The sequence below is a fragment of the Sphingomonas sp. MJ1 (PH-R8) genome, from assembly GCF_048058635.1.
Taxonomy (GTDB): Bacteria; Pseudomonadota; Alphaproteobacteria; order Sphingomonadales; family Sphingomonadaceae; genus Sphingomonas.
On sequence record NZ_JBBEFX010000001.1, the window covers coordinates 141,785 to 165,361 of the forward strand.

The window sequence follows — 23,577 nt, forward strand, 5'->3', positions numbered from 1 at the left end:
GTTGGCAGGCGCGGCTGTGCGTGGACCGCATGCTCACGGACTGATCGTAACCGAACAGGGAGAAGGCGCATGGCACACACCGGCACACGCTCGAAGGGTCTACTGCGTTGGGCGCTGCCGCTGGCGATCGTTGCGCTCTCCGCACCGATGCCGGCGCGTTCGCAGGAAGCGCAGGTGCTGTCCGCGTCCGAATGGCAGGTCTATGGCACCGCCTATACCCGGACACGCGATGCCGACGTGCCTGGAGAGGGCACGGTGCGGGTCGAGCCGCGTGGCACGAGCGGCGGCGAGCCATGGTCCAGCGGCGCTGCGCTTCCGATACCGGGAGCGCTCTCCGCTGGAGAACGGGTGAGTGCGGTGTTCTGGGTACGCGCGGAACGCCCCACGGCCGTGACGATCGGAATGCAGGGCGGAGCACCCGGCTACGCACGCTTCGCCCAGGCGCAGGTCACGTTTGCCCCCAGGTGGCAGCAGGTGACGATCAGCGGCACCGCGCCCTCCGCCTTCGCCGCCGGAACCCAGTCGCTGTCCGTCCCGCTCGGGCTCGCCGCGGGAAGCGTGACGTTGGGCCCGGTCGCGTTTCAGCGCGGCGCACCCGACCGCGGCGGGGTGACTCGCGCCTTTGCCGCCTTCCGCCCGCGGTCGATCGCCACGGACGTGATGATCCCGTCCGAACCCGGCGTGACGCTCGCAGGAACGCTGCACCTGCCGGTCGGGCGCTCCGGCCGGTTGCCAATCGCCGCGCTGATCCAGGGTCACGGGCCCAACGGTCGCGGCGGCTTCCCCGAGATCGTAAATCGACTCGCCGCAGATGGCATCGCCACACTGGAATATGACAAGCGCGGCATCGGCCAGTCGACCGGCGAGTATCGCGAGGACATCGAGCGGCTGACTGCCGATGCCGCAGCGGCGGTGGCCGCGATGCGCCGCCGGCCGGAGCTCGACGGCCGCCGCGTCGCGCTGGTCGGGCAGAGCCAAGGCGGCGTGATCGCGCCGGCCGTGGCCGCGGCCGATCCGGCCATCGCCGCGGTGGTGACGCTGGCGGGCTCCGTCGGCGACGGCCTGCCCTACCTCCGCCAGGCGCTGCGCAACCAGATGGTTGCAGCACACCGGCCGGCGGCTTCGATCGAGCCGACGGTGGATGCCGCGCTTGCGCTGATCCAGGGTCGGATCGACAACCGCGATGCCGCAGCGATGACGCCGCTGCGCGCCACGCTGGTCGACCGGCTGCAGGCGTCGGGTTTCACACGCGTCGAAAGCGAAGCGGGGCTGGCGATGATCGATACCGAAGAGGTGGCCCGAGCGCACCGCTTGCGCTCCGCGTCCGATCTGCGCGCGTTGCAGGTGCCGGTGCTGGCGGTGTTCGGCACGCTGGATCCGCTGGTCGTCGCGTCGCAGGAGGCGCCCGCCGCGCGCACAGCGCTTGCCGGCAATCCGCGCGCCCAGGTGGTGGTGTTCGACGGGCTGAGCCATTGGTTCCAGGAAGGCGCCACGACCGGAACCGCGGAAGAGAGCGCCGCCCTGGGTGCGAACCTCGGTTCGCCCCGGCTCGTTTCGCTGGTCGGCGACTGGCTGCGCGATGTGCTCGCGCCGCGCAGGCTTGAGGCTGCCCGATAAGCCGGACGTCCGCTTTCCACCCGATGCCGTTAGAGAGCGCACGATCTGAAGGCGGAGGTCCAGGCTCCAGGCGCGCCGGGACGAGGCCGCCTCTGTCCTACAGCAGCGACGCCGCGCTACGCTGCTCTCCCCTCAACCGAAGGTCGGAGCGTTGCCGGAGCATGATCGCCATCAGCTGCGCGAAGGATGCAATCCGGGCCGGCGTGATGCCGCCCGGAGAAGCCGCGCACTGCCGCGAAAACGCGCTTTCGGCACAGGACGACGGAAGCGTTCTTGGACTAACTTTAGCCTAACCTTCCGCGATCCGACCGCTCGTCGGGAGCCTCGGCAGGGGCCTCGTCATCGATCAGCACCCGCATGGCCGCGCCGTCCATGTCCTCGAACTGGCCAGACTTCACCGACCAGAAGAACGCGCCGAGGCCCGCCAGGCCCAGCAGCAGCGCGATGGGGATCAACAGAGCCAGGCCGTTCATCGGGCAGCACTCCGCAGCCGCAGCGCATTGGCGACCACGATCAGCGAGGAACCGGACATGGCGAGCGCCGCGATCAGGGGCGTCACATAGCCCGCGATCGCGAGCGGCACGGCGAGCACGTTATAGCCGATCGCCAGCGCGAAGTTCTGCCGCACCACGGCCATGGTGCGGCGCGCGGCGGCGACCGCCACCGGCACCGGCATCAGCCGGTCGCCCAGGAACAGCAGGTCCGCGGCGGTCTGGCCCACGTCGCTGGCGGAGGAGGGCGCAATCGACACGTGCGCCGCCTTCAGCGCCGGGCCGTCGTTGAGGCCGTCGCCGACCATCAGCACGCGCCGCCCCGATGCCGACAGCCGCTCGATCGCGGCGAACTTGTCGGCGGGCGACAGCTCGGCCGTCGCGTCGACCGCCAGCTGATGGCCGATCGCCGCCACGGCCTGCGCCCGGTCTCCGGACAGGATGGCGGGCGCAAGCCCCTGGCTGCGCAGCCGCGCGACTGCCGCCTCGGCATCGGGTCGCAGGGCGTCCTCGAACCGCAGCAGCCGCGCGGGCGCGCTGCCCAGCACGAAGCCGGTGCTGAGCGCCGCGCCCCCCGCCGGCTGCTCCGCGCCGACCCAGTCCGCCCGGCCGAGCCGTGCGCGCACCCCATCGACATGTCCCTCGATGCCGAGGCCCGGCTGCTCGATCATGTGCGCGAGCGTCGCCGCCTGAATGCCCTCTGCCTCCAGCGCTGTAGCCAGCGCCCGCGACAGCGGGTGGCGGCTGGCGCGCGCCAGTGCGAGCGCGACCGGCTTCTCCTCTGCGGTGAGCGGCAAGGTGCCGAACGGGGTCGGCCGGCCGAGGGTCAATGTGCCGGTCTTGTCGAACAGCGCGACGTCGGCCTCCGCCAGCCGCTCCAGCGCCGAACCGTCCTTGATCAGCACGCCCGCCCGCATCAACGCGCCGGACGCGACCACCTGCGCCACCGGCACCGCCAGCCCCAGCGCGCACGGGCAGGTGATGATCAGCACGGCGACCGCGATCAGCACCGCCTGATGCACGCCCGCCCCGGCCAGCATCCAGCCCAGGAAGCTCAGCGCCGCCAGGCTGTGGACCGCCGGCGCGTAGAGCCGCGCCGCGCGGTCGGCGATGCGGACATAGCGCGACTTGGTGCCGCCCGCCGCCTCCATCAGCCGGGCGATGTCGGCGATCGCGGTGTTCTCGCCCGCAGCGGTCACCTTCACGATCAGCGGCCCGTCCATGTTGATCGTGCCCGCGAGCACCTTGCTGCCGGGTGCCACTGTCTCCGGCACGCTCTCGCCGGTGATCAGCGACCGGTCGACGCTGCTGGTGCCGCTCTCCACCACGCCGTCGGCCGCCAGCCGGTCGCCCGCCGCCACCAGCATCCGCATGTTGGGGGCAAGCTCCTCGGCCGCGCGCCACTGGGGCACGTTCTGCTTGTCGAGCACCTGCGCGCCGGGCGCCGTCTGGCGCAGCAGCGCGCCCGCGCTGTCCTGCGCCCGCGCCCGCATCACGCTGTCCAGGAAGCGCCCCGCCAGCAGGAAGAACAGCAGCATGACGGCGCCGTCGAAGTACGCGTCGTGGCCGCCCGTCGCGGTCTCGTAGAGGCTCAGCCCGCAGGCGAGCACCACGCCGATCGAGATCGGCACGTCCATGTTGGTGCGGCCATGGCGCAACGCCGCCCAGGCGCTGCGGAAGAATGGGCGCCCGGCATAGGCGACCGCCGGCAGAGCGATCATCGCCGACAGCCAGTGGAACAACTGCCGGGTCGCTCCTTCCGCGCCAGACCAGACCGACACAGACAGCAGCATGACGTTCATCGCGGCAAAGCCGGCGACGGCCAGCGCCTTCACCAGCTCGCGGCTCTCCCGGCTGGCGGCACCGTCCGCTTCGCCCAGGAACGGCTCGGCGGGAAAGCCGATGCGGGCGATCGCCGCGCGCACCGCGCCGGTGTCGAGCTCGGGAAGGTGGGTGACCCGCACCCGCTTGGCCGTGAAGTTGACCCGCGCGTCGATCACCCCCGGCGTGGCGGCCAGCCCGCCCTCCAGCTTGGCGATGCAGCCGGCGCAGTGCAGCGTCGGCACGCTGAACTGGCTGGTGGCGCAGCCTTCGGCCGCGACGACCGCGGGGGCGGGGGCGTTCATGCGCCGACCTGGTCGTCGAAGCGGGCGGTGTCGCGGCCCTCGCGTACCTCGATCCGCAGCAGCCAGCGACCTTCCGGCAGCGGCTGTTGCGAGGCAAAGGCGCCGCCGCCGACGTTCACGAAGTGGAGCTTCTGCTCGGGGGCGCGGCCCAGCGGGTGGGTCGCCACGGCGTCGATCGTGGCGGCGTACAGCGGCCCCATCGGGGAGTTGGTCGTGATGCGCACGATCCTGCCCTCGTCGACCACCGTCTGGAGCTTCCAGCCAAGCGCTTCCTGCGCGCGTGCCTCGGCAAGCCAGCGGTTGAACTTCTGGCTCGCCACATAGCTGTTGTCGACCACGGTTCCCCCGAACGTGCCGACTGCAAAGCGCGCCATGACGAAGTTCACCGCGATGATCGTGCCGAACATGCCCAGCAGGATCGCCAGCATGTGCCAGCCCGTGAAGCGGCGGCCGGGAGCGGGGCGGGGGCTGATCATTGTCCGGTCTCCGGGCGCTCGAAGAAGTTCTCGTCGGTGTCCTGGCCGCCTTCCTGGTCGAGGGCGCGGACGGTGAAGGTCACGTCCTGGCGGGTCGGTCCTTGAGCGGGCGCGGCTACGAACACGCGGGTCCTCGCGACCTGGTCGGCGGGCACCTTCAGCCGCACGGTCGAGCCCGCCGTCTCGCGGCTGCCGGCGTCGTTCCACATGGCGGCGCCCGTCAGGCCCGAAAGGCTGATCGCTACCTCGCGCGGGCGGTTCTCCATGTTGCGGACCTTGATCGTGTAGGTATTGCGGATGCTGCCGTCCGACAGGCGGACGTAGAGCGGGTTGCGCGTCTGGCTGACCGACAGGTCGATGCGCGTGCGGGTGCCGAGCGCGAACAACATGCCCATGCCGATCCCTGCCCACACCAGCGTGTAGAGGATGGTGCGCAGCCGCAGCAGGCGGCGCAGCGGATGCATCGGCTCGCCGCCTTCGCCCGCGATCGTCTCGTCGGCGATGGTGCTGTAGCCGATCAGCCGCGGCAGTCGGCCGATCTTGGCCATGATCTGGTCGCACGCATCGATGCACAGCCCGCAGGTGATGCAGCCGATCTGGCTGCCGTTGCGGATGTCGATGCCGGTCGGGCACACCGCCACGCAGGCATTGCAGTCGATGCAGTCGCCGATCCGCGGCGTCTTTTCCGGGTTGGCGGCGAGCGCCACCAGCGACGGGATGCCGCCCTGCGGCTCGGCGCCCTGGTCCTGCACCTCCGGCCGGCGCGCGGCAGGGCCGGCGCGCTTCAGGCCATGGGTGCGCGGCTCGCCCCGCCAGTATTTGTAGGTGACCAGCAGCGACTTCTCGTCGAGCATCGCACCCTGGATGCGCGGCCACGGGCACATATAGACGCACACCTGCTCGCGCATCAGCCCGCCCAGCACATAGGTGGTGCCCGTCAGGATCGCGATGGTGGCATAGGCGGCGATCGGCGCCTGGCCGCGGACGACCTGCCCGAACAGCGTCGGCGCATCGTCGAAGTAGAAGATCCAGGCGCCCCCGGTCGCAACCGCGATCAGCAGCCAGATGCCGTGCTTGGTGACGCGCTTGGCGATCTTGGCCGGACCCCAGGGCGCCTTTTGCAGGCGGATCTGCGCGTTGCGGTCGCCTTCGATCGCGCGTTCGACATGGACGAACAGGTCGGTCCACACCGTCTGCGGGCAGGCATAGCCGCACCAGGCGCGCCCCACGGCAGAGGTCACCAGGAACAGGCCGATCCCGGCCATGATGAGCAGGCCGGCCACATAGTAGAACTCGTGCGGCCAGATCTCGATCGAGAACATGAAGAAGCGGCGGTGGGCGATGTCCACCAGCACCGCCTGGTCGGGGGCGTACGGGCCCCGATCCCACCGCAGCCACGGCGTCACATAGTAGATGGTCAGGGTCACGGCCATCAGCGCCCACTTCAGCCGGCGGAAGCTGCCGTCGACTGCCTTGGGAAAGATCTTGGTGCGGGCCTCGAACAGCTTCTGCTTGGGGCCCGCCAGGTCGTCAGGGCTGGACATTTCGGGGTTGCGCGACCGGTGTGGCCGCCTCCGGGTTGGACGTGGCGGCCGCAACGGCTGCCGGCGTCTCGGGTACGAACGCCTCGCCGCCGCCCAGCGAATGGACATAGGCCGCGAGCATTTTCATGGTGACGGGGTCGAGGCGATGACCCCAGGCGGGCATCACGCCATAGCGCGAGTTGGTGACGGTCTCCGTCAGCGTGTCGCGATCACCGCCGTACAGCCAGATGCCGTCGGTCAGGTTCGGGGCACCGAACTCGCGCATGCCCTTGCCCTGCGGCCCGTGGCAGGCGACGCAGTTGTTCGCGAACAGCGTGGCGCCGCGGCGGGCGGCCTCGCTCGGCTTCTCCTGGCGGGAGATGACGCGGACATAGCTCACCACGTCCTGAACCTCTGCCGGCTGGAGGATGCCGTCGCGGCCAAAGGCGGGCATCACCGACATGCGGGTCGCATCGTTGCCCGGCTGGCGGATGCCGTTCAGCAACGTCTGCTGGATCGTCTTCAGGTCGCCACCCCAGAGCCAGTCGTCGTCGTTCAAGTTGGGATAGCCCTTGGTGCCGGCGGCGCCTGCACCATGGCACTGGACGCAATAGACCTTGAACGCTGCGCTGCCGCCGGCGACGGCCGCCTGGAACAGCTCGCTGTTCTCCGGCAGGCGCTCGATCTGAATGCGGGCCAGTGCCTGCTCGATCGGTGCCTTGCGATTGCCCTCGGATGCCACTTCCTTCGCTAGCTGGCCCCGGCTGGACCAGCCGAGCACGCCCGCGGTGGCGCTGTGGACCAGCGGCCATGCCGGATAGAGGACGACATACACCGCGGCGAACACGATGCTGGCGAAGAAGGTGATCAGCCACCAGCGTGGCATCGGCGTGTCGAGTTCCTCGATGCCGTCCCATTCGTGGCCGACCGTGCTGGTGCCGGTCTTGTCGTCGATCCGCTTGCGCTCAACCATCGGAGCGGTCCTCTTCCTCGAAGATGCTGTGGGCGGCCTGGTCGTGGTGCTTCCCGGCGTTGCGGCGGAACGTCCATCCGACCAGCACGAGGAAGACCACGCTCATGAAGACCAGGCCGTAGCTGTCTGCGAAATGCCGCAGATCGGTGTAGGTCACCGGGGCTGCTCCTGTGCCTCCGCCGACCGGAAATCGACGGTGGTGCCGAGCATCTGGAGATAGGCGACCAGCGCATCCATCTCGGTCAGCCGGTTGGGATCCCCGTCGAAATCGCGGGCCTGCGCCTTGGGATAGCGGCGGACCAGGTCCGCGGCGTCGCCGTCGGCAAGCGCCTGAAGCTGCAGGTCCTGCTGCGCCTTCTGGATGTCCTCGTCCGTGTAGGGGACGCCGACCCGGCGCATGGCGGTCAGGTGCTTGGCCATGTCGCCCGCCTCCAGGTCGCGCGCGGCCATGAAGGCATAGGGCGGCATGATCGACTCCGGCACCACGGAGCGCGGGTCCTTGAGGTGCTGGACGTGCCATTCATCCGAATAGCGACCGCCGACCCGCGCGAGGTCCGGCCCGGTGCGCTTGGAGCCCCACTGGAACGGGTGGTCGTACATGCTCTCAGCCGCGAGGCTGTAGTGGCCATAGCGCTCGACCTCGTCCCGGAAGGGGCGGATTTGCTGGCTGTGGCAGTTGTAGCAGCCCTCGCGGATGTAGATGTTGCGACCGGCCAGCTCGAGCGGGGTGTAGGGTCGAACCCCCTCCACCTTCTCCACCGTGGAGTCGATCCAGAACAGCGGAGCGATCTCCACGATGCCGCCGATGATCACCGCCAGGAAGGCGAGGACGCCCAGCACGGTGACATTGCGTTCGATCTTCTTGTGATCGAGGAACTTGGAAGCCATCGTCCTTGTCCTTACTCGGCGGGAGCGGGCTGGGCGGCGCCGGCGGCGGGCACCCGCACGACCGGGCGGTCCGCCTCGGGATCAAAGGCGGCGTCGGTCATCGGTGCCTCCTGGCGCAGGTCGCCCTTGATCGTCTTGAAGATGTTCCAGGCCATCACCAGCGCGCCGGTGAGGTAGAACAGGCCGCCCAGCATGCGGATCACGTAGTAGGGCTTCATCGCGGAGACGACTTCGGCGAACGCGTAGACCAGGTAGCCGTCCTCGCCGTACTCGCGCCACATCAGGCCCTGGGTGATGCCCGCCACCCACATGGAGGAGGCGTAGAGAACGATCCCCAGCGTCGCGAGCCAGAAGTGCCAGTTCACCATCCGGAGCGAATAGAGCCGCTCACGACCCCACAGGCGCGGCGCCATGTAGTAGATCGCCGAGAAGGTGATCATGCCGTTCCAACCGAGCGCACCGGAGTGCACGTGGCCGACCGTCCACTCGGTATAGTGGCTGAGCGAGTTGACCGACTTGATCGACATCATCGGGCCTTCGAAGGTCGCCATGCCGTAGAAGGCGAGCGCGAAGACCATCATGCGGATGATCGGATCGGTGCGGATCTTGTCCCAGGCACCGTTGAGCGTCATCAGCCCGTTGATCATGCCGCCCCAGCTCGGCATCCACAGCATCACCGAGAACACCATGCCCAGCGTCTGCGCCCAGTCCGGCAGCGCGGTATAGTGGAGGTGGTGCGGACCCGCCCAGATGTAGAGGAAGATCAGCGACCAGAAGTGGATGATCGACAACCGGTAGCTGTAGACCGGGCGCTCGGCCTGCTTGGGCACGAAATAATACATCATGCCGAGGAAGCCGGCGGTCAGGAAGAAGCCGACCGCGTTGTGGCCATACCACCATTGGGTCAGCGCATCCTGCACGCCCGCGAATGCGGCGTAGGACTTGGAGCCCAGCAGCGACACCGGCATCGACAGGTTGTTGACGATGTGCAGCATCGCGATGGTGATGATGAAGGACAGGTAGAACCAGTTGGCCACATAGATGTGGGGTTCGGACCGCTTCACGATCGTGCCGACGAAGACCGCGAGGTAGCAGACCCAGACGATCGTCAGCCACAGGTCGATGTACCATTCAGGCTCGGCATATTCCTTGCCCTCGGTGATGCCGAGGACATAGCCGGTCGCCGCCAGGACGATGAACAGCTGGTAGCCCCAGAACACGAAGTTCGCGAGCTTGGGTGCGAACAGCCGCGCGCGGCAGGTGCGCTGCACGACATAGAAGCTCGTCGCGAGCAGCGCGTTGCCGCCGAACGCGAAGATCACGGCCGAGGTGTGCAGCGGCCGCAGGCGCCCGAAGGTCGTGAACTCGTTATTGAGGTTCAGGGCCGGGAAGGGGAGCTGTAGGGCGATGACGACGCCGACCAGGAAGCCGACGACGCCCCAGAAGACGGTCGCGATCACGCCCCAGCGGATCACGTCGTCGTAATAGCGGCTCTGCAGTGCCGCGGGACCGGCAAGCCGACCCGGGAGCGCGTTGAAGTCGCCCTTCGAGATGGTGAGGAACGACGCAGCCAGCGCCGCGATCGCCATGATTCCCATGTGGACGGCGAAGCCCGCGTCGGCGGCAAGCGCCGCGCCGAACAGCGCCAGAATGGCCAGGAGCAACCAGGCTCCGGCATTTGTGATGATATTGTCCATGAGCCCCTCGCTCGAGCAGCCGATCCAGCTAACGGGGGCCCTCGGCTGCTCGGCCCCCTGCAACATTGATTTCCGTCAAGACCTGCGGCGCGGGCGCCTACGGCCGCTGCACCGTCACGTCCTGAGACTTGACCAGGGTGGAAAGCGTGCCGCTCACGTGCAGGCCGATCAGAACCATCAGGCCAATCCAGGCCAGGTGGAAGATGATCACCGCCAGGATCGAACGGCGTGCCCGCCCGCGGCGGCCGACCGGGCGACTTCGACCGGCGACGACGTCGTTGTCGGGCGTCTGCGATTCCCGCGCGAGCGTGTTTGCGTGCAGGAATGCGAAATACCCCGACACCAGCGTCACCAGGATCAACAGCCCATAGGTACCGGTGATTACTCCGATCGGCATGCGCATCGTCCTCCCTGCGCCCATAGTCCCGGCACAGCTCAGGTGCCCGGAATCACGGGTTCCGCATGGCACGACCGAGACGAACGGGATTTGATGGCGGTCAAACAACGCCGTTTGACGCGCGTCAAAGAAGCATGTCGTGCGGGTTTCTAGGTGCTGGACTGTCGGGGAGGCCGCGGGGGTTCGCAGCTGCTTGTAACGGGCGCGCCGCTTCCTCGCGCGGAGAAACGGAATCACCGTGCCAGGATTGTTGACCCATTGCCGCTTGTTTGACGGTCTTCCGGAAGAACTGGACGCCGCGCTGCGTCGCGCTGCGACCCCCCGGACGTACCGGGCCGGTCAGGTCCTGATGTACGAGGAGGACTACCCCGATCAGTTCCTGCTGCTGACGGAGGGGCGGGTGCGGGTGTGGCGGACGTCGACCGGGGGCACGGCCATGACCGTGCACATGCTGGGGCCGGGGACGATGCCGGGCTGCGTCGCGGCGCTCCGCCAGATGCCCTATCCCGCGACTGTCACGGCACTGACCGACATTCGCGCGCTGAGTTGGCCGGCCGATAAAATGCGCCAGCTCATCGCCGCGCACCCTGAACTTGCGAGCAACTTCCTGCAGATGATCGCCGAGCGGAACGAGGAGATGCTCCAGCGGCTTCATGAGGTATCCACGCTTCCGGTCGCCCAGCGGGTGGCGCGCGCGCTCCTTCGGCTCGCAGCGGACGGGGCGCCGGGCGAGGGCGGGGTGCAGGTGGCGCTTTCGCGTCAGGACCTCGCCGAACTGACCGCCACGACGCTCCATAGCGTCAGCCGGCTGGTGAGCCGGTGGGAGCGTGCCGGCATCGTCGCGGCCGGACGCAAGCGGGTGCGCATCCTCGATGCGGAACGCCTGGAGACGGAGGGCGAGACCGCCAAGTAACCTCGCCGGCTAAGGTGCCTCAACAGCGTTCGAGCATCGCGCGCGCGAAGATGCTCCAGCGCTCCTCGAACCGATCTTCGGAAAGGCTTTTGGTACCTTCGGTGGAGGTGGACCGCCGGGCGCCGCCGTCGATCAGATCGACCAGGACCTCACAGATCCTGGCGGGGTCGCCCGTGCGAACGCAGCCGGCCGCCTGCGCATCCTCGATGCGCTCGCGCAGCGGTGCGTTCGCAACGCGCTCCCATTCCGTCAGCTTGCGGCGCATGTCCTCCGAAAAGGCGCCCTCCGCCTGAAGGAAGGAGATGAAGGCGACGTCCTCCGGCGTCACGCAGCATTGGAAGAAACGTCGCGTGGCGAGTTTCAGCGCCTCCACGGGGTCACCGACCTCTGCCGCCGCCTGATCGCTATCGGCCTGCATCTCTCCTGCGAAGCGCGCGATGTCGCGCTGCACAACGGCTTCGAGCAAGGCTGCCTTGCTGGGATAGCGGCGGTAGATGGTGTGCTTGGTGACGCCGACCGCGGTTGCGATTTCATCCATCGACGCCCCAGATATCCCCTGGCGGCAGAAAGCGGTACGGGCCCCGTCGAGCACACGATCGTTGATAGCAGCTGCTTCTTCGCGCGTCGGACGGCCGGCGCCCCGGCGTTCACCACATTTCAAATCAGTAGCTCCACGCTTCCCGGAAAACGTTATAAACTGGTCCGCAAAAAAATGCACGACGCAGTTGATTTGTCGCATCGGAGCGGTACAGAAATCCGCGCCTGCACGGGCTCGCCCTCTTGGAGAATCGTTTGTGATCATCGCCCCCTCCTTCGGCCGGCCCGGCCGGACGCTGGTCGTCGTCGCTGGTGCGCTTGCGCTCGCCTCTTGTGGCGGCGGTGCGGAGCAAGCGCCTGCACCCCCGCCGCCGCTCGTGTCGGTGGTGACCATCCAGGCGCAGAGCGTCCCTAACATCATCGAGCTGCCCGGCCGCATCGAGGCGGTGCGCTCGGCGGAAGTCCGCGCGCGGACCGACGGCATCATCGAGCGCCGTCTCTATCAGGAAGGAACCGACGTGCGCGAAGGCACGCCGCTGTTCCTGATCGATCCGCGCGACAAGCGCGCGGCGGTGCAGCAGGCTCGCGCTGCAGTGCAGCGTGCAGAGGCGACGCGCGTAAACGCCCGCCAGGTATATGAACGCTACCGGCCGCTCATCAGCGAGCGTGCGGTGAGCGCGCAGGAGTTCGAGGCCGCCCAGGCCACGCTTCGCCAGGCGGAGGCGAGCGTCGCCGATGCGCGCGCGGCGCTGACGCGTGCGGAGCTGGAGCTGAGCTACGCCACCGTGCGGGCGCCGATCAGCGGCCGGGTGGGTCGGGCGCAGGTGACCGAGGGTGCGCTTGCAAGCGCTACCCAGGCGACGCCGCTCACGACCATCGAGCAGTTGACCCCGGTCTACGCTGTCTTCGCCCAGTCGAGCACCGAGCTGCAGACGCTGCTTACCCGCGCGCGCAACGGTGAACTCAAGCTTCCGACGCTCACCGGCGTGGAAGTCCGGCTGATCCTGGAGAGCGGTGAGGAATATGGTCCGGTCGGCCGGCTGAACTTCGCCGACCTGAGCGTCGATCCCGCAACCGGCAGCCAGGTGCTGCGAGCAAGCTTTGTGAACCCGGATCGCCGCCTGTTGCCGGGACAGTTCGTGCGCGGCCGCCTGTCGGCGGGCACCGTCAACGGCTTCATGGTGCCGCAGCGCGCCGTGCAGATCAACGGCACCAACGCGAGCGTCTCCGTCGTCGCGCAGGACGGAAGCGTCAGCACGCGCCAGGTGCAGCTGGGCGGGCAGAGCGGTGCCAACTGGATCATCCGCTCGGGCCTGAAGGCGGGCGACCGCGTGATCACCGAAGGCTGGCAGAAGGTGCAGCCGGGCGGCAAGGTGCGGGTGCAGGGCGAGCAGCCCGCCGCAGCCGGCGCCCCTGGCCGCGCCGGGCCGGCCGGACAGGGTGGGGCCGCCGGGCAGCCGGGCCAGGGCGGCACTGCCGCGCAGTCGGGGCAGCCCGGGCAACCGGGTGCCGCCAACGGCCCCGCATCGGGACGCTGATCCATGGACCGCTTTTTCGTCTACAAGCCCGTTTTCGCGTGGGTCATCGCGGCGTTCATCGCCCTGGCCGGCGTGATCGGGCTGATCGGCCTTCCGATCGAGCAATATCCGCAGGTGGCGCCGCCGGCGCTGAACCTCGCCTTCACCTATAATGGTGCCGACGCCGAGACGCTCGACCGCAACGTGACTTCGGTCATCGAGCGCGAGATGAACGGCATCGACGGGTTCCTCTACATGAACTCGACGAGCCGCTCGAACGGCACGGCGCAGATCACGCTCACCTTCCAGAGCGGCACCGATCTGAACACCGCCCGCGTCGAGGTCCAGGATCGTCTCAACCGGGCCGAGCCGCGGTTGCCCGAAGACGTGCGGCGCCTGGGCATTCAGATCACCGACAATACCTCCGGCTTCCTGATGGTGGTCGCGCTCACCTCGAAGAACGGCACGATGCCGGTCGTCGAGCTCGGCAACTACGCCGCGAACAACGTCGTCAACGAACTGCGCCGCGTCGAGGGCGTGGGCGACGTGCAGCTGTTCGGCTCGCAATATGCGATGCGCATCTGGCTCGATCCGGAAAAGCTTGCCGGCTACGGCATCTCGCCGGCCGAGGCGCTGGCGGCGGTTCAGGAGCAGAACAGCCAGACCGCAGGCGGTGGCCTGGGTGAGCAGCCGATCACGCGCGAGACCGAGTTCAACGCGAAGATCGTCACGCAGAACCGATTCAGCGATCCCGAGCAGTTCCAGAACATCATCGTCCGTTCCGATCCCAGCGGTGCGACCATCCGCCTGGGCGATGTGGCGCGCGTCGAGCTCGGCGCCGAGAGCTATGGCTTCAAGGCGACCCTGAACGGCAGCGAGATCGCCGGCATGGGCGTGCAGCTCGCGGCAGGCGCCAATGCGGTCGCCACCGCAGAGGCCGTGCGCACCCGCATGCAGGAGCTGGAGGCGAACTTCCCGCCCGAGATGACGTGGCGCGTCCCGTTCGACACCACGCCCTTCATCAACGCGTCGATCGACAGCGTCATCCATACGCTGGTCGAGGCGATGGTGCTGGTGTTCCTGGTCATGTTCCTGTTCCTGCAGAACTGGCGGGCGACGCTGATCCCGGCGATCGTGGTCCCGATCGCGCTCGCGGGCGCGTGCCTGGGGCTCTACCTCTTCGGCTTCTCCATCAATACGCTGTCGCTGTTCGGCATGGTGGTGGCGATCGGCATCCTCGTCGACGACGCGATCGTCGTCGTGGAGAACGTCGAGCGCATCATGGCCGAGGAGGGGCTCAGCCCCCGCCGCGCAACCGTGAAGGCGATGGGCCAGATCCGCGGCGCCATCATCGGCATCACGCTGGTGCTGATCGCGGTGTTCATCCCGATGGCGTTCTTCCCCGGTTCGACCGGCGGCATCTATCGCCAGTTCTCCGTCACGCTGGCAGTGTCGATCTTCTTCTCGGCCGTGCTCGCGCTCACGCTCACGCCTGCTCTTTGCGGGCAGCTGCTGAAGCGGGATCAGGCGCATCTGCCGGGTGAGCACCCGCCCGAGCCGAAGCCGGGTTGGCGGGGCATCCCGCAGCGCTTCTTCAACTGGTTCAACAACCGGTTCGGTCGCGCGACCAATCGCTACGGTCGTGGTGTCGGATCGATGCTGTCGCGTCCGGTGCGCTGGCTCGCCGTGTTCGCGGTCGTGCTCGTCATCACCGTCCTGATGTTCATGCGTCTGCCCGGCGGCTTCCTGCCGAACGAGGACCAGGGCTACTTCATGGTCAACTATGACGCGGCGCCCGGTTCCACGATGCAGCGGACCGAAACCGCGGTGCGGACGACCGAGGCGTTCCTGAAGGAGCAGCCGCAGGTCCGAAACATCGTGTCGATCGTGGGCTTCAACTTCTTCGGCCAGGGGCAGTCGGCGGCGTTGTCGTTCGTCGATCTCCACCCGTGGGAAGAGCGTCCGGGCGCGGAGAACAGCGTCGACACCATCATCGGCAAGACGTTCGGCTTCGTGTCGGGCATCGCATCGGCGACGGTATTCCCGCTGAACCCGCCGCCGATCCAGTCGCTCGGCAACGCCACGGGCTTCTCGATGAAGATCGAGGACCGCAGCGGCACCGATCGTGCCGGCCTGCTTGCAGCACGCGACGCCATCCTCGGCCGCGCCATGCAGAGCAAGGTGCTCGCCGGCGTCCGGCCGGAAGGCCAGGGTGAGGCGCCGCAGCTCTACGTCGACATCGATCGGGTACAGGCGCGTGCGCTTGGCCTCTCGATCGCGGACGTGAACGCGACCCTCGCGATCAGCTTCGGCTCGGCCTATGCCAACGACTTCAGCCGCGACGGCAACGTACTTCGCGTCTATCTGCAGGCGGATGCTCCGCAGCGGATGAAGCCGGAGGATGTGCTGAACCTGCGCGTCCGCAATGCGACGACCGGCACCATGGTGCCGTTCTCCGCCTTCACCACCGTGCGCTGGACTTCGGGCCCGACCCAGCTCGAACGCTACAACGGCTATCCGTCGCTGACGATCTCGGGCCAGGCGGCTCCGGGCCAGTCGAGCGGAACCGCGCTCGAGGAGATGGAGAAGATCGCGGGCGAGGTGCTGAAGGGCAGCCAGGCCTATGAGTGGACCGGCACTGCCTATGAAGAGAAGCAGGCGGGCGGCCAGATCGGCCTTCTGCTCGGCCTCTCCATGGTCGTCGTCTTCCTGCTGCTGGCCGCGCTCTACAACAGCTGGCCGATCCCGCTGGCGGTGCTTCTGGTGGTGCCGTTCGGCGTGCTGGGCGCGGTGGTCTTCACCTCGCTGCGCGGGCTGTCGGCGGACGTCTACTTCAACGTCGGCCTGATCACGATCATCGGCCTCGCCGCAAAGAACGCGATCCTGATCGTCGAGTTCGCGATCGAGGACGAGCAGGGCGACAAGACTGCCGAGGCTGCGACCATAGAGGCCGCACGCCAGCGCCTGCGGCCGATCCTGATGACCAGCCTTGCCTTCATCCTGGGCATGGTCCCGCTGGTGATCGCGACCGGTCCGGGTGCGGCAAGCCGCCATGCGGTGGGTACGGGCGTGATGGGCGGCATGATCACCGCCACGCTGCTCGGCATCTTCTTCACGCCGGTGTTCTACATCGCGGCGAAGAAGTGGCTTGCCCGCGACCACGACTATGAGGCGATGGATGCGCGCGAGGAGGCGGAGGATGCCCGACGCCTTGCGGAGCGCGACGGCCGCGCCGGGGAGCCCCAGAATGCGTAAGCTCGTCACCGCCCTTGCGGCGACCACCATGCTCGCGGGGTGCAACTTCGCACCCCAGTACCGCCAGCCCGTGGCACCCGTGTCCGGGACGTTCCCGGAGGCGGTGGCCGCCCCGGGGAGCCGCCTCGCGACCGAGATCGGCTGGCGCGAGTTCTTCGGCGATGCGCGGCTGGAGTCCTATATCGCTGCGGCACTCGCCAATAACCGCGACCTGGCACAGTCCGTCGCGCGCATCGAGCAGGCGCGGGCGCAGTACCGCATCACCGACGCGCAGCGCTTGCCGGAGCTAGGGCTACAGGCCAGCGGCACCCGCACCCGGACCCCGCTCAACTCGCTCGGGTTCGGCGACGCGCTGGGGGGCGGCGGCGAGGCGGCGGAGTCGCCGGACGCAATCGAGGTCACGCAGCTGAACGTCGGCGTGGCGGTCACTTCGTTCGAACTCGACTTCTGGGGCCGGGTGCGCAACCTCAGCGAAGCGGCACGGGCGCGCTATCTGGCGACGATCGAGGCGGAGCGTTCGTTCCGCCTGTCGCTGGTGAGCCAGGTGGCGGCGACCTACCTGTCGATTCGCGCGGGCGAGGAGCGCATCGCGCTTGCCGAACGGACGCTGGAAGCCCGCCGCGAGGGATTGCGCATCGCGCGTATTCGCATGGAGCGGGGCGTCACCTCCTCGGTGGACTTCGACCAGTCAACCTTGCTGGTGACCCAGGCGGAAGCGGAACTCGCCGAGTTGCGGCGGACCACCGCCCAGTCGGAGAACCTGCTGACCGTGTTGATCGGCGGGCCGCTGACGGGGCCGCTGCCGGAGGCGCGTCCTCTCAGCCAGTCCGCGCAGTTCAGCGCGATCGACCCCGGACTGCCTTCTGCGCTCCTTGCCAACCGGCCGGATATCCTGGGCGCGGAACTGCAGCTGCGTGCGGCGAATGCCGACATCGGCGCAGCGCGGGCAGCCTTCTTCCCGAACATCTCGCTGACCGGCAACTATGGCTTCGCCTCGCCGGACCTCGGGGGCCTGTTCAGCGGGAGTTCGCAGAGCTGGTCCTTCGGCGGTGCGCTCAACCTGCCCATCTTCGACTGGGGACGCCGCGAGGCCAATCTGCAGCTGACGCGGGCACAGGCGGACGAACTCGTCGCGGCCTATCAGCGTACGGTCCAGGAGGCGTTCCGCGAAGTCGCAGACGCTCTGGTCGCACGTCGGCGCTACGCCGAGCAGATCGACGCGCAGGCACGCGCGGTGGCCGCGCAGCGGAGCCTCGCCCGCACGGCGCGGCTGCGGTACCAGAACGGCATCTCGATCTACCTCGAGGTGCTGGACGCGGAGCGCAACCTGTTCGCCGCCGAGCAGCAGCTGCTGGCGCTTCGCGCCGCAGAGCTCCAGAACGGCGTGTCGCTCTATGTGGCACTGGGCGGCGGCCTTCGTGAGGTGTCCGCCCAGTAACATGCGGCGGGCTGCGGCCCGTCGATCGTCCAAATCACGGCCGGTACGGGATCAGCCTCCCGTGCCGGCCGTTTTGCGTCTGGAGGAGATCAGCATGGAATATCGGAAGCTCGGCAGCACCGGTCTGGACGTGTCGCGCCTGTGCCTCGGCTGCATGACCTATGGCGTTCCCGATCGTGGGACCCACCCATGGACGCTGGACGAGGAGCGCAGCCGGCCGCTGCTGCGTCAGGCAGTGGAGGCGGGGATCAACTTCTTCGACACCGCCAATGTCTATTCGGATGGCACGTCGGAGGAGATCGTCGGGCGGGCGCTCAAGGAGTTCACGCGGCGCGACGAGGTGGTGATCGCCACGAAGGTGCACGGTCGCATGCATGCGGGGCCGAATGGCGCCGGCCTTAGCCGCAAGGCCATCCTGCAGGAGATCGACGCCTCGCTCCGCCGGCTCGGCACCGACTATGTGGATCTGTACCAGATCCATCGGTTCGATCCCGACACCCCAATCGAAGAGACGCTGGAGGCGCTGCACGACGTCGTGAAGGCCGGCAAGGCCCGGTACATCGGCGCTTCCTCGATGTACGCCTGGCAGTTCGCCACCATGCTCCATGTCGCCGAGGCGAATGGCTGGACGTGGTTCGCGACCATGCAGAACCACGTAAACCTGCTCTATCGCGAGGAAGAGCGCGAGATGCTGCCGCTCTGCGAGGCGGAGGGGATCGGCGTCATCCCGTGGAGCCCGCTTGCGCGCGGGCGGCTGACGCGGCCCTGGAACGCAGAGACGGAGCGAACGCAGAGCGACGCGTTCGGCAGGAGCCTCTACGCGCACACCGCCGATGGGGATCGCAAGGTCATCGAGGCGGTGGCAGAGGTGGCGGCGGGCAGGGGCGTGCCGCCCGCACAGGTCGCGCTTGCCTGGGTATTGGCAAAGCCGATGGTGAGTGCGCCGATCATCGGTGCATCCAAGCCGGCTCACCTGGAGGACGCGATCGCCGCGCTTGATCTCGTGCTGAGCGACGAGGAGATCGAGCGGCTCGAAGCACCCTATGTGCCCCACGCGGTGGTCGGGTTCTCCTGATCGCCGGGAGCGGACAAAGAAAAAGGCGGCGGGGACCGGGTCCCCGCCGCCTTTCCTTTGATCCGGAGCGCAGCCTCAGTCGAGGCGACGGGCCAGTTCGCGGTTGAGGCCCAGCGCGATCAACGTGGCGACCGCACCCGACAGCAGATAGCCGCCGGCGGCGATCAGGCCGAAGGTCTCCGCGAGCCACAGCGCGGCGAACGGAGCGAAGCCCGCACCGAACAGCCAGGCCAGGTCCGAGGTGAGCGCGGCACCCGTGTAGCGCGCGCGCTTCGGGAAGTTGCTGGTCACGGCACCCGACGACTGGCCGAACGACAGGCCGAGCAGGATGAAGCCGACGATCATGAAGGCCGTCTCGCCCGCCTCGCCGCCATTCAGCAGCATCGGTGCGACGCAGGCGAAGATCGCGATTGCAGCAGCGGTGTAGCCGAGCACCGAGCGACGCCCGATGCGATCCGCAAGCAGGCCCGAGCACACGATCGCCACCACGCCGAAGACGGCGCCGACCATCTCGATCACCAGGAAGCGGGTGACGCTCTGCTGCGTGAACACCGCGACCCAGGAGAGCGGGAATACGGTGACCATGTGGAACAGCGCAAAGCTCGCCAGCGGTGCGAACGCACCGATGATGATGTTGCGCCACTGGTTCTTGAGCGTCGCGGGCACCGGCGAGGCGGTGAGTTCGCGCGACTTGAACAGCTCGGAATATTCCGGCGACGCCACCATGCGAAGGCGCGCGAACAGCGCCACGACGTTGAGCGCGAACGCCACGAAGAACGGATAGCGCCAACCCCAGCTCAGGAAGTCCTCGCCCCCGAGCGTGCCGAGGAAGAAGGCAAACAGCGCGCTCGCCACGATCAGGCCGATCGGAGCGCCGAGCTGCGGCACCATCGCGTACCAACCCCGCTTGTGCGGCGGCGCGTTAAGCGCGAGCAGCGATGCCAGGCCGTCCCAGCTACCTCCCAGCGCGAGCCCCTGGCCGATCCGGAAGATCGCCAGCAGAACCGCCGAAGCGGCGCCGACCTGCGCATAGCTGGGCAGGAAGGCCACCGACACGGTGGACGTGCCGAGCAGGAAGAGCGCGATCGTCAGCTTGACGCTGCGGCCATAACGGCGGTCGATCGCCATGAAGATCTGGCTGCCGACCGGGCGCGCGATGAAGGCCAATGCGAACAGCGCGAAGGAGGCGAGGGTCGCCTGGACCGCTTCCAGATAGGGGAAGACGAACCGGGGGAACACGAGCACCGACGCGATCGCATAGACAAAAAAGTCGAAGAATTCCGAAGTGCGCCCGATGATCACACCGACGGCGATCTCCCCCGGGTGCACGTCATCATGGCCGCGGGAATTCACGACGCGGGCATCGCGCTCCAAGGGCGCGGACGAGGCATGGGCCTGAGCCATTACGTATTCAACTCTCCGAACGTTCGGCGTCCCGATAGGCTCCGGGGCGCCGATCGGGGATAGGACAAATTGTCCTATTCCGCATGTGCGAACGGAGGTCTAGGCGCGCCGATGATGTCCCGCCTATCGTCTTCCTTCGCCGCGCGATGCGGCCTGAGCTTGCCGCTTGCCGCACTCCTGGGAGGGTGCGACCTGGTGGTGCTGAACCCCTCTGGTGACGTGGCGCGTCAGCAAGGCGACCTGATTCTCTGGTCGACCGGTCTGATGCTGCTCATCATCGTTCCGGTGATGGTGCTCACCGTCCTGTTCGCCTGGCGCTATCGCGCGAGCAACAAGGACGCCGAGTACAAGCCGGACTGGGATCACTCGATCATGCTCGAGCTGGTGATCTGGTCGGCGCCGCTGCTGATCATCATCGCGCTCGGCGCCTTGACCTGGACTTCGACGCATCTGCTCGATCCGTACCGCCCGCTGGGCCGCCTCTCGCCGACTCAGGCGGTGAAGGCGAACGAGCGGCCGCTGGAAGTCGAAGTGGTGTCGCTCGACTGGAAGTGGCTGTTCATCTACCCGGAACAGGGCATCGCAACGGTGAACGAGCTGGTGGTGCCGGTCGGCCGCCAGGTCCAGTTCCGCCTGACCTCGTCCAGCGTGATGAACGCGTTCTACGTGCCGGCGATGGCGGGCATGATCTACACCATGCCGGGCATGGAGACGAAGCTTCACGCCGTCCTGAACCGTCCCGGCCAGTTCCCGGGCATCTCCTCGAACTACAGCGGCGCCGGCTACAGCCACATGCGCTTCACCACCCACTCGGTGGATGACGCGGGCTTCGCGCGCTGGGTCTCGGAGGCGAAGGCCGCCAAAGGCACGCTCGACGCGGCGACCTATCTCAAGCTCGAGAAGCCGTCCGAAAAGGTGCCGGTGATGCGCTTCGGCGGCGTCGACAAGGGCCTGTTCGAACGCATCGTGCAGATGTGCCCGGATCCCAAGCGTCCGTGCGATACCCACAACATGGGGCACGGCGGCCAGCCGGGCGTGAACAACCGCCACGCGATGCCGGGTGAGCCGGAAGGCGCGCTCTTCAAGGGCAACGAGGAAAAGCACGGCGGCGATCACCAGTCGAAGCCGGCGGGCCCGGCCCAGGGCACCCAGGATCCCGGATCCGAGGCGAACCGCAATATGACCCAGCTCCTCCGCCCCCGCGTGCCGGGTGCGAGCGCGGCCGACCGCGCATAAAGGCCGAACCATGTCAGACAGCATTCTCAAGACAATCTTCGGGCGACTGACGCTCGAGAGCTTCCCGATCCACGAGCCGATCCTGCTGGTCACCTTTGCGGCGGTCATGCTGGGCGGCCTCGCGGCCGTCGCGGCGCTCACCTATTTCCGGCTTTGGGGCTATCTCTGGAAGGAGTGGTTCACCACGGTCGACCACAAGCGCATCGGGATCATGTACATCATCCTGGCGCTGATCATGTTCCTGCGCGGCTTCGCCGACGCGGTGATGATGCGTCTGCAGCAGGCCATGGCCTTCGGCGGCAGCGAGGGCTATCTGCCCGCGCACCACTTCGACCAGGTCTTCACCGCCCATGGCGTGATCATGATCTTCTTTGTGGCGATGCCGTTCGTCACGGGCCTCATGAACCTGGTGGTGCCGTTGCAGATCGGTGCCCGCGACGTGTCGTTCCCGTTCCTGAACAACTTCAGCTTCTGGATGACGGCGTTCGGTGCGGCGCTGGTGATGGTCAGCCTGTTCGTGGGCGAGTTCGCCCGCACCGGCTGGCTGGCGATGGCGCCGCTCTCGGGCCTCGACTATTCGCCGGACGTCGGTGTCGACTACTACATCTGGGCCTTGCAGGTGGCGGGTGTCGGTACCTTGCTATCGGGCGTCAACCTGATCGCGACCATCGTGAAGATGCGCGCGCCGGGCATGACCATGATGAAGATGCCGGTGTTCGTCTGGACGTCGCTGGCGACCAACGTGCTGATCGTCGCCGCCTTCCCGGTGCTGACCGCGGTGCTCGCGCTGCTGTCGCTCGACCGCTACGCCGGAACCAACTTCTTCACGAACACGCTGGGCGGCAACCCGATGATGTACGTGAACATGATCTGGATCTGGGGTCACCCGGAGGTGTACATCCTCATCCTGCCGGCGTTCGGCATCTTCTCGGAGGTGACCTCCACCTTCTCGAGCAAGCGCCTGTTCGGCTACACGTCGATGGTCTACGCGACCCTCGTCATCACCATCCTGTCGTACCTCGTCTGGCTCCATCACTTCTTCACGATGGGCTCTGGCGCGAGCGTGAACTCCTTCTTCGGCATCACGACGATGATCATCTCGATCCCGACGGGAGCGAAGATCTTCAACTGGCTGTTCACCATGTACAAGGGGCGCGTGCGCTTCGAATTGCCGATGATGTGGACGGTCGCGTTCATGCTGACCTTCGTGATCGGCGGCATGACGGGCGTCATCCTCGCGGTGCCGCCGGCGGACTTCGTCCTCCACAACTCGCTGTTCCTGGTCGCGCACTTCCACAACGTGATCATCGGCGGCGTGCTGTTCGGCCTGTTCGCAGGCGTGAACTACTGGTGGCCGAAGGCCATGGGCTTCCGCCTCGACCCGTTCTGGGGGAAGGTGAGCTTCTGGTGCTGGGTCGTCGGGTTCTGGGTCGCGTTCGCGCCGATCTACATCCTGGGCCTCATGGGCGTTACCCGTCGCCTGCGCGTGTTCGATGATCCGTCGCTCCAAATCTGGTTCATCATCGCAGGGCTGGGTGCCGCGCTGATCGCGGTGGGCATCCTCGCCATGCTGATCCAGTTCGGGGTGAGCATCCTGCGCCGCGACCAGCTGCGCGACCTGACGGGCGATCCGTGGGGTGGCCGCACGCTGGAGTGGGCGACCTCGTCGCCGCCGCCTGCCTACAACTTCGCGTTCACGCCGATCGTCCACGACCTGGACGCCTGGTACGACATGAAGAACCGTCAGGCCGTTCGTCCGACCGGTGGCTACCGCGACATCCACATGCCCAAGAACACGGGTGCCGGCCTCATCATCGCCGCGTTCTCCGCGATCTGTGCCTTCGGCCTGATCTGGTACATGTGGTGGCTGGCAGCCCTGGGCCTGCTGGGCGTGATCGCAGCGACGATCATCCACAGCTTCAACTATGACCGGGACTTCTACATCCCGGCCGCCGAAGTAACCGCCACCGAGGAAGCCTACGGGCGTCAGCTCGCCGCGGCAGGAGCAGCATAA

The 23,577-nt window shown here is 67.7% G+C and carries 19 protein-coding genes; 8 read left to right on the forward strand and 11 right to left on the reverse strand.

Features of this window, described 5'->3' with window-relative positions:
* Positions 1-69: 69 nt before the first annotated feature.
* Positions 70-1,617 (forward strand): alpha/beta fold hydrolase, encoded by a 1,548-nt coding sequence (locus VPH46_RS00700; RefSeq protein WP_416607980.1) that lies wholly within the window; start codon positions 70-72, stop codon positions 1,615-1,617.
* A 284-nt stretch (positions 1,618-1,901) separates the two neighbouring features.
* Here the strand turns inward: VPH46_RS00700 and ccoS are convergent, their stop codons facing one another.
* The 9 genes from ccoS to VPH46_RS00745 all read right to left on the reverse strand — a co-directional run bounded on the left by ccoS (position 1,902) and on the right by VPH46_RS00745 (position 10,188).
* Positions 1,902-2,090, reverse strand: a complete 189-nt coding sequence (gene ccoS, locus VPH46_RS00705; protein WP_416607983.1) for a cbb3-type cytochrome oxidase assembly protein CcoS — start codon at positions 2,088-2,090, stop codon at positions 1,902-1,904.
* Complete coding sequence (locus tag VPH46_RS00710) at positions 2,087-4,234, reverse strand: heavy metal translocating P-type ATPase (RefSeq protein ID WP_416607986.1); 2,148 nt, start codon at positions 4,232-4,234, stop codon at positions 2,087-2,089. The genes ccoS and VPH46_RS00710 overlap by 4 nt, the downstream gene beginning before the upstream one ends.
* Entirely contained in the window at positions 4,231-4,710 is a 480-nt protein-coding gene (locus tag VPH46_RS00715; RefSeq protein WP_416607989.1) for a FixH family protein, read from the reverse strand. The genes VPH46_RS00710 and VPH46_RS00715 overlap by 4 nt, the downstream gene beginning before the upstream one ends.
* The gene (locus VPH46_RS00720; RefSeq protein WP_416607992.1) at positions 4,707-6,254 is read right to left on the reverse strand and encodes a 4Fe-4S dicluster domain-containing protein; all 1,548 of its coding nucleotides are present in this window, start codon (positions 6,252-6,254) and stop codon (positions 4,707-4,709) included. Before VPH46_RS00720 ends, VPH46_RS00715 begins: the two co-directional genes overlap by 4 nt.
* A complete protein-coding gene (gene ccoP, locus VPH46_RS00725; RefSeq protein ID WP_416607995.1) occupies positions 6,241-7,206 on the reverse strand; it encodes a cytochrome-c oxidase, cbb3-type subunit III in 966 nt (321 codons plus the stop codon). The genes VPH46_RS00720 and ccoP overlap by 14 nt, the downstream gene beginning before the upstream one ends.
* Positions 7,199-7,363: a cbb3-type cytochrome oxidase subunit 3 gene (locus VPH46_RS00730; RefSeq protein WP_416607998.1), complete on the reverse strand. Its 165-nt coding sequence runs from the start codon at positions 7,361-7,363 to the stop codon at positions 7,199-7,201. The genes ccoP and VPH46_RS00730 overlap by 8 nt, the downstream gene beginning before the upstream one ends.
* Positions 7,360-8,094: a cytochrome-c oxidase, cbb3-type subunit II gene (gene ccoO / locus VPH46_RS00735; RefSeq protein ID WP_416608001.1), complete on the reverse strand. Its 735-nt coding sequence runs from the start codon at positions 8,092-8,094 to the stop codon at positions 7,360-7,362. Before ccoO ends, VPH46_RS00730 begins: the two co-directional genes overlap by 4 nt.
* An 11-nt stretch (positions 8,095-8,105) precedes the next feature.
* Entirely contained in the window at positions 8,106-9,791 is a 1,686-nt protein-coding gene (gene ccoN, locus VPH46_RS00740) for a cytochrome-c oxidase, cbb3-type subunit I (protein WP_416608004.1), read from the reverse strand.
* A 97-nt stretch (positions 9,792-9,888) separates the two neighbouring features.
* Positions 9,889-10,188, reverse strand: a complete 300-nt coding sequence (locus VPH46_RS00745) for a hypothetical protein (RefSeq protein WP_125960005.1) — start codon at positions 10,186-10,188, stop codon at positions 9,889-9,891.
* A 265-nt stretch (positions 10,189-10,453) separates the two neighbouring features.
* Here VPH46_RS00745 and VPH46_RS00750 point away from each other — a divergent pair, with 265 nt between their 5' ends.
* The gene (locus VPH46_RS00750; protein WP_416608007.1) at positions 10,454-11,101 is read left to right on the forward strand and encodes a Crp/Fnr family transcriptional regulator; all 648 of its coding nucleotides are present in this window, start codon (positions 10,454-10,456) and stop codon (positions 11,099-11,101) included.
* 19 nt (positions 11,102-11,120) lie between these two features.
* Here VPH46_RS00750 and VPH46_RS00755 read toward each other — a convergent pair whose 3' ends face one another.
* A complete protein-coding gene (locus VPH46_RS00755; RefSeq protein ID WP_416608010.1) occupies positions 11,121-11,903 on the reverse strand; it encodes a TetR/AcrR family transcriptional regulator in 783 nt (260 codons plus the stop codon).
* Here VPH46_RS00755 and VPH46_RS00760 point away from each other — a divergent pair.
* From VPH46_RS00760 to VPH46_RS00775, 4 genes are all read left to right on the forward strand, one after another.
* A complete protein-coding gene (locus VPH46_RS00760; RefSeq protein WP_416608013.1) occupies positions 11,896-13,176 on the forward strand; it encodes an efflux RND transporter periplasmic adaptor subunit in 1,281 nt (426 codons plus the stop codon). The two genes, VPH46_RS00755 and VPH46_RS00760, sit on opposite strands and share 8 nt — an antisense overlap.
* 3 nt (positions 13,177-13,179) lie before the next feature.
* Positions 13,180-16,410 carry a multidrug efflux RND transporter permease subunit gene (locus VPH46_RS00765; protein ID WP_416608016.1) on the forward strand — a complete coding sequence of 1,077 codons (3,231 nt, stop codon included), beginning with the start codon at positions 13,180-13,182 and terminating at the stop codon, positions 16,408-16,410.
* Complete coding sequence (locus VPH46_RS00770) at positions 16,403-17,848, forward strand: efflux transporter outer membrane subunit (RefSeq protein WP_416608019.1); 1,446 nt, start codon at positions 16,403-16,405, stop codon at positions 17,846-17,848. The genes VPH46_RS00765 and VPH46_RS00770 overlap by 8 nt, the downstream gene beginning before the upstream one ends.
* A gap of 94 nt (positions 17,849-17,942) precedes the next feature.
* Positions 17,943-18,923 (forward strand): aldo/keto reductase, encoded by a 981-nt coding sequence (locus VPH46_RS00775; protein WP_416608021.1) that lies wholly within the window; start codon positions 17,943-17,945, stop codon positions 18,921-18,923.
* 75 nt (positions 18,924-18,998) lie between these two features.
* On the opposite strand, the gene VPH46_RS00780 is transcribed toward VPH46_RS00775, so the two are convergent.
* The gene (locus tag VPH46_RS00780; RefSeq protein ID WP_125959998.1) at positions 18,999-20,327 is read right to left on the reverse strand and encodes an MFS transporter; all 1,329 of its coding nucleotides are present in this window, start codon (positions 20,325-20,327) and stop codon (positions 18,999-19,001) included.
* A 111-nt stretch (positions 20,328-20,438) separates the two neighbouring features.
* Between VPH46_RS00780 and cyoA the strand changes: the two genes are divergently transcribed.
* Together cyoA and cyoB are read left to right on the forward strand one after the other, a co-directional pair.
* Entirely contained in the window at positions 20,439-21,563 is a 1,125-nt protein-coding gene (cyoA, locus tag VPH46_RS00785) for a ubiquinol oxidase subunit II (RefSeq protein ID WP_204991369.1), read from the forward strand.
* A 10-nt stretch (positions 21,564-21,573) separates the two neighbouring features.
* Entirely contained in the window at positions 21,574-23,577 is a 2,004-nt protein-coding gene (cyoB, locus tag VPH46_RS00790) for a cytochrome o ubiquinol oxidase subunit I (RefSeq protein WP_416608024.1), read from the forward strand.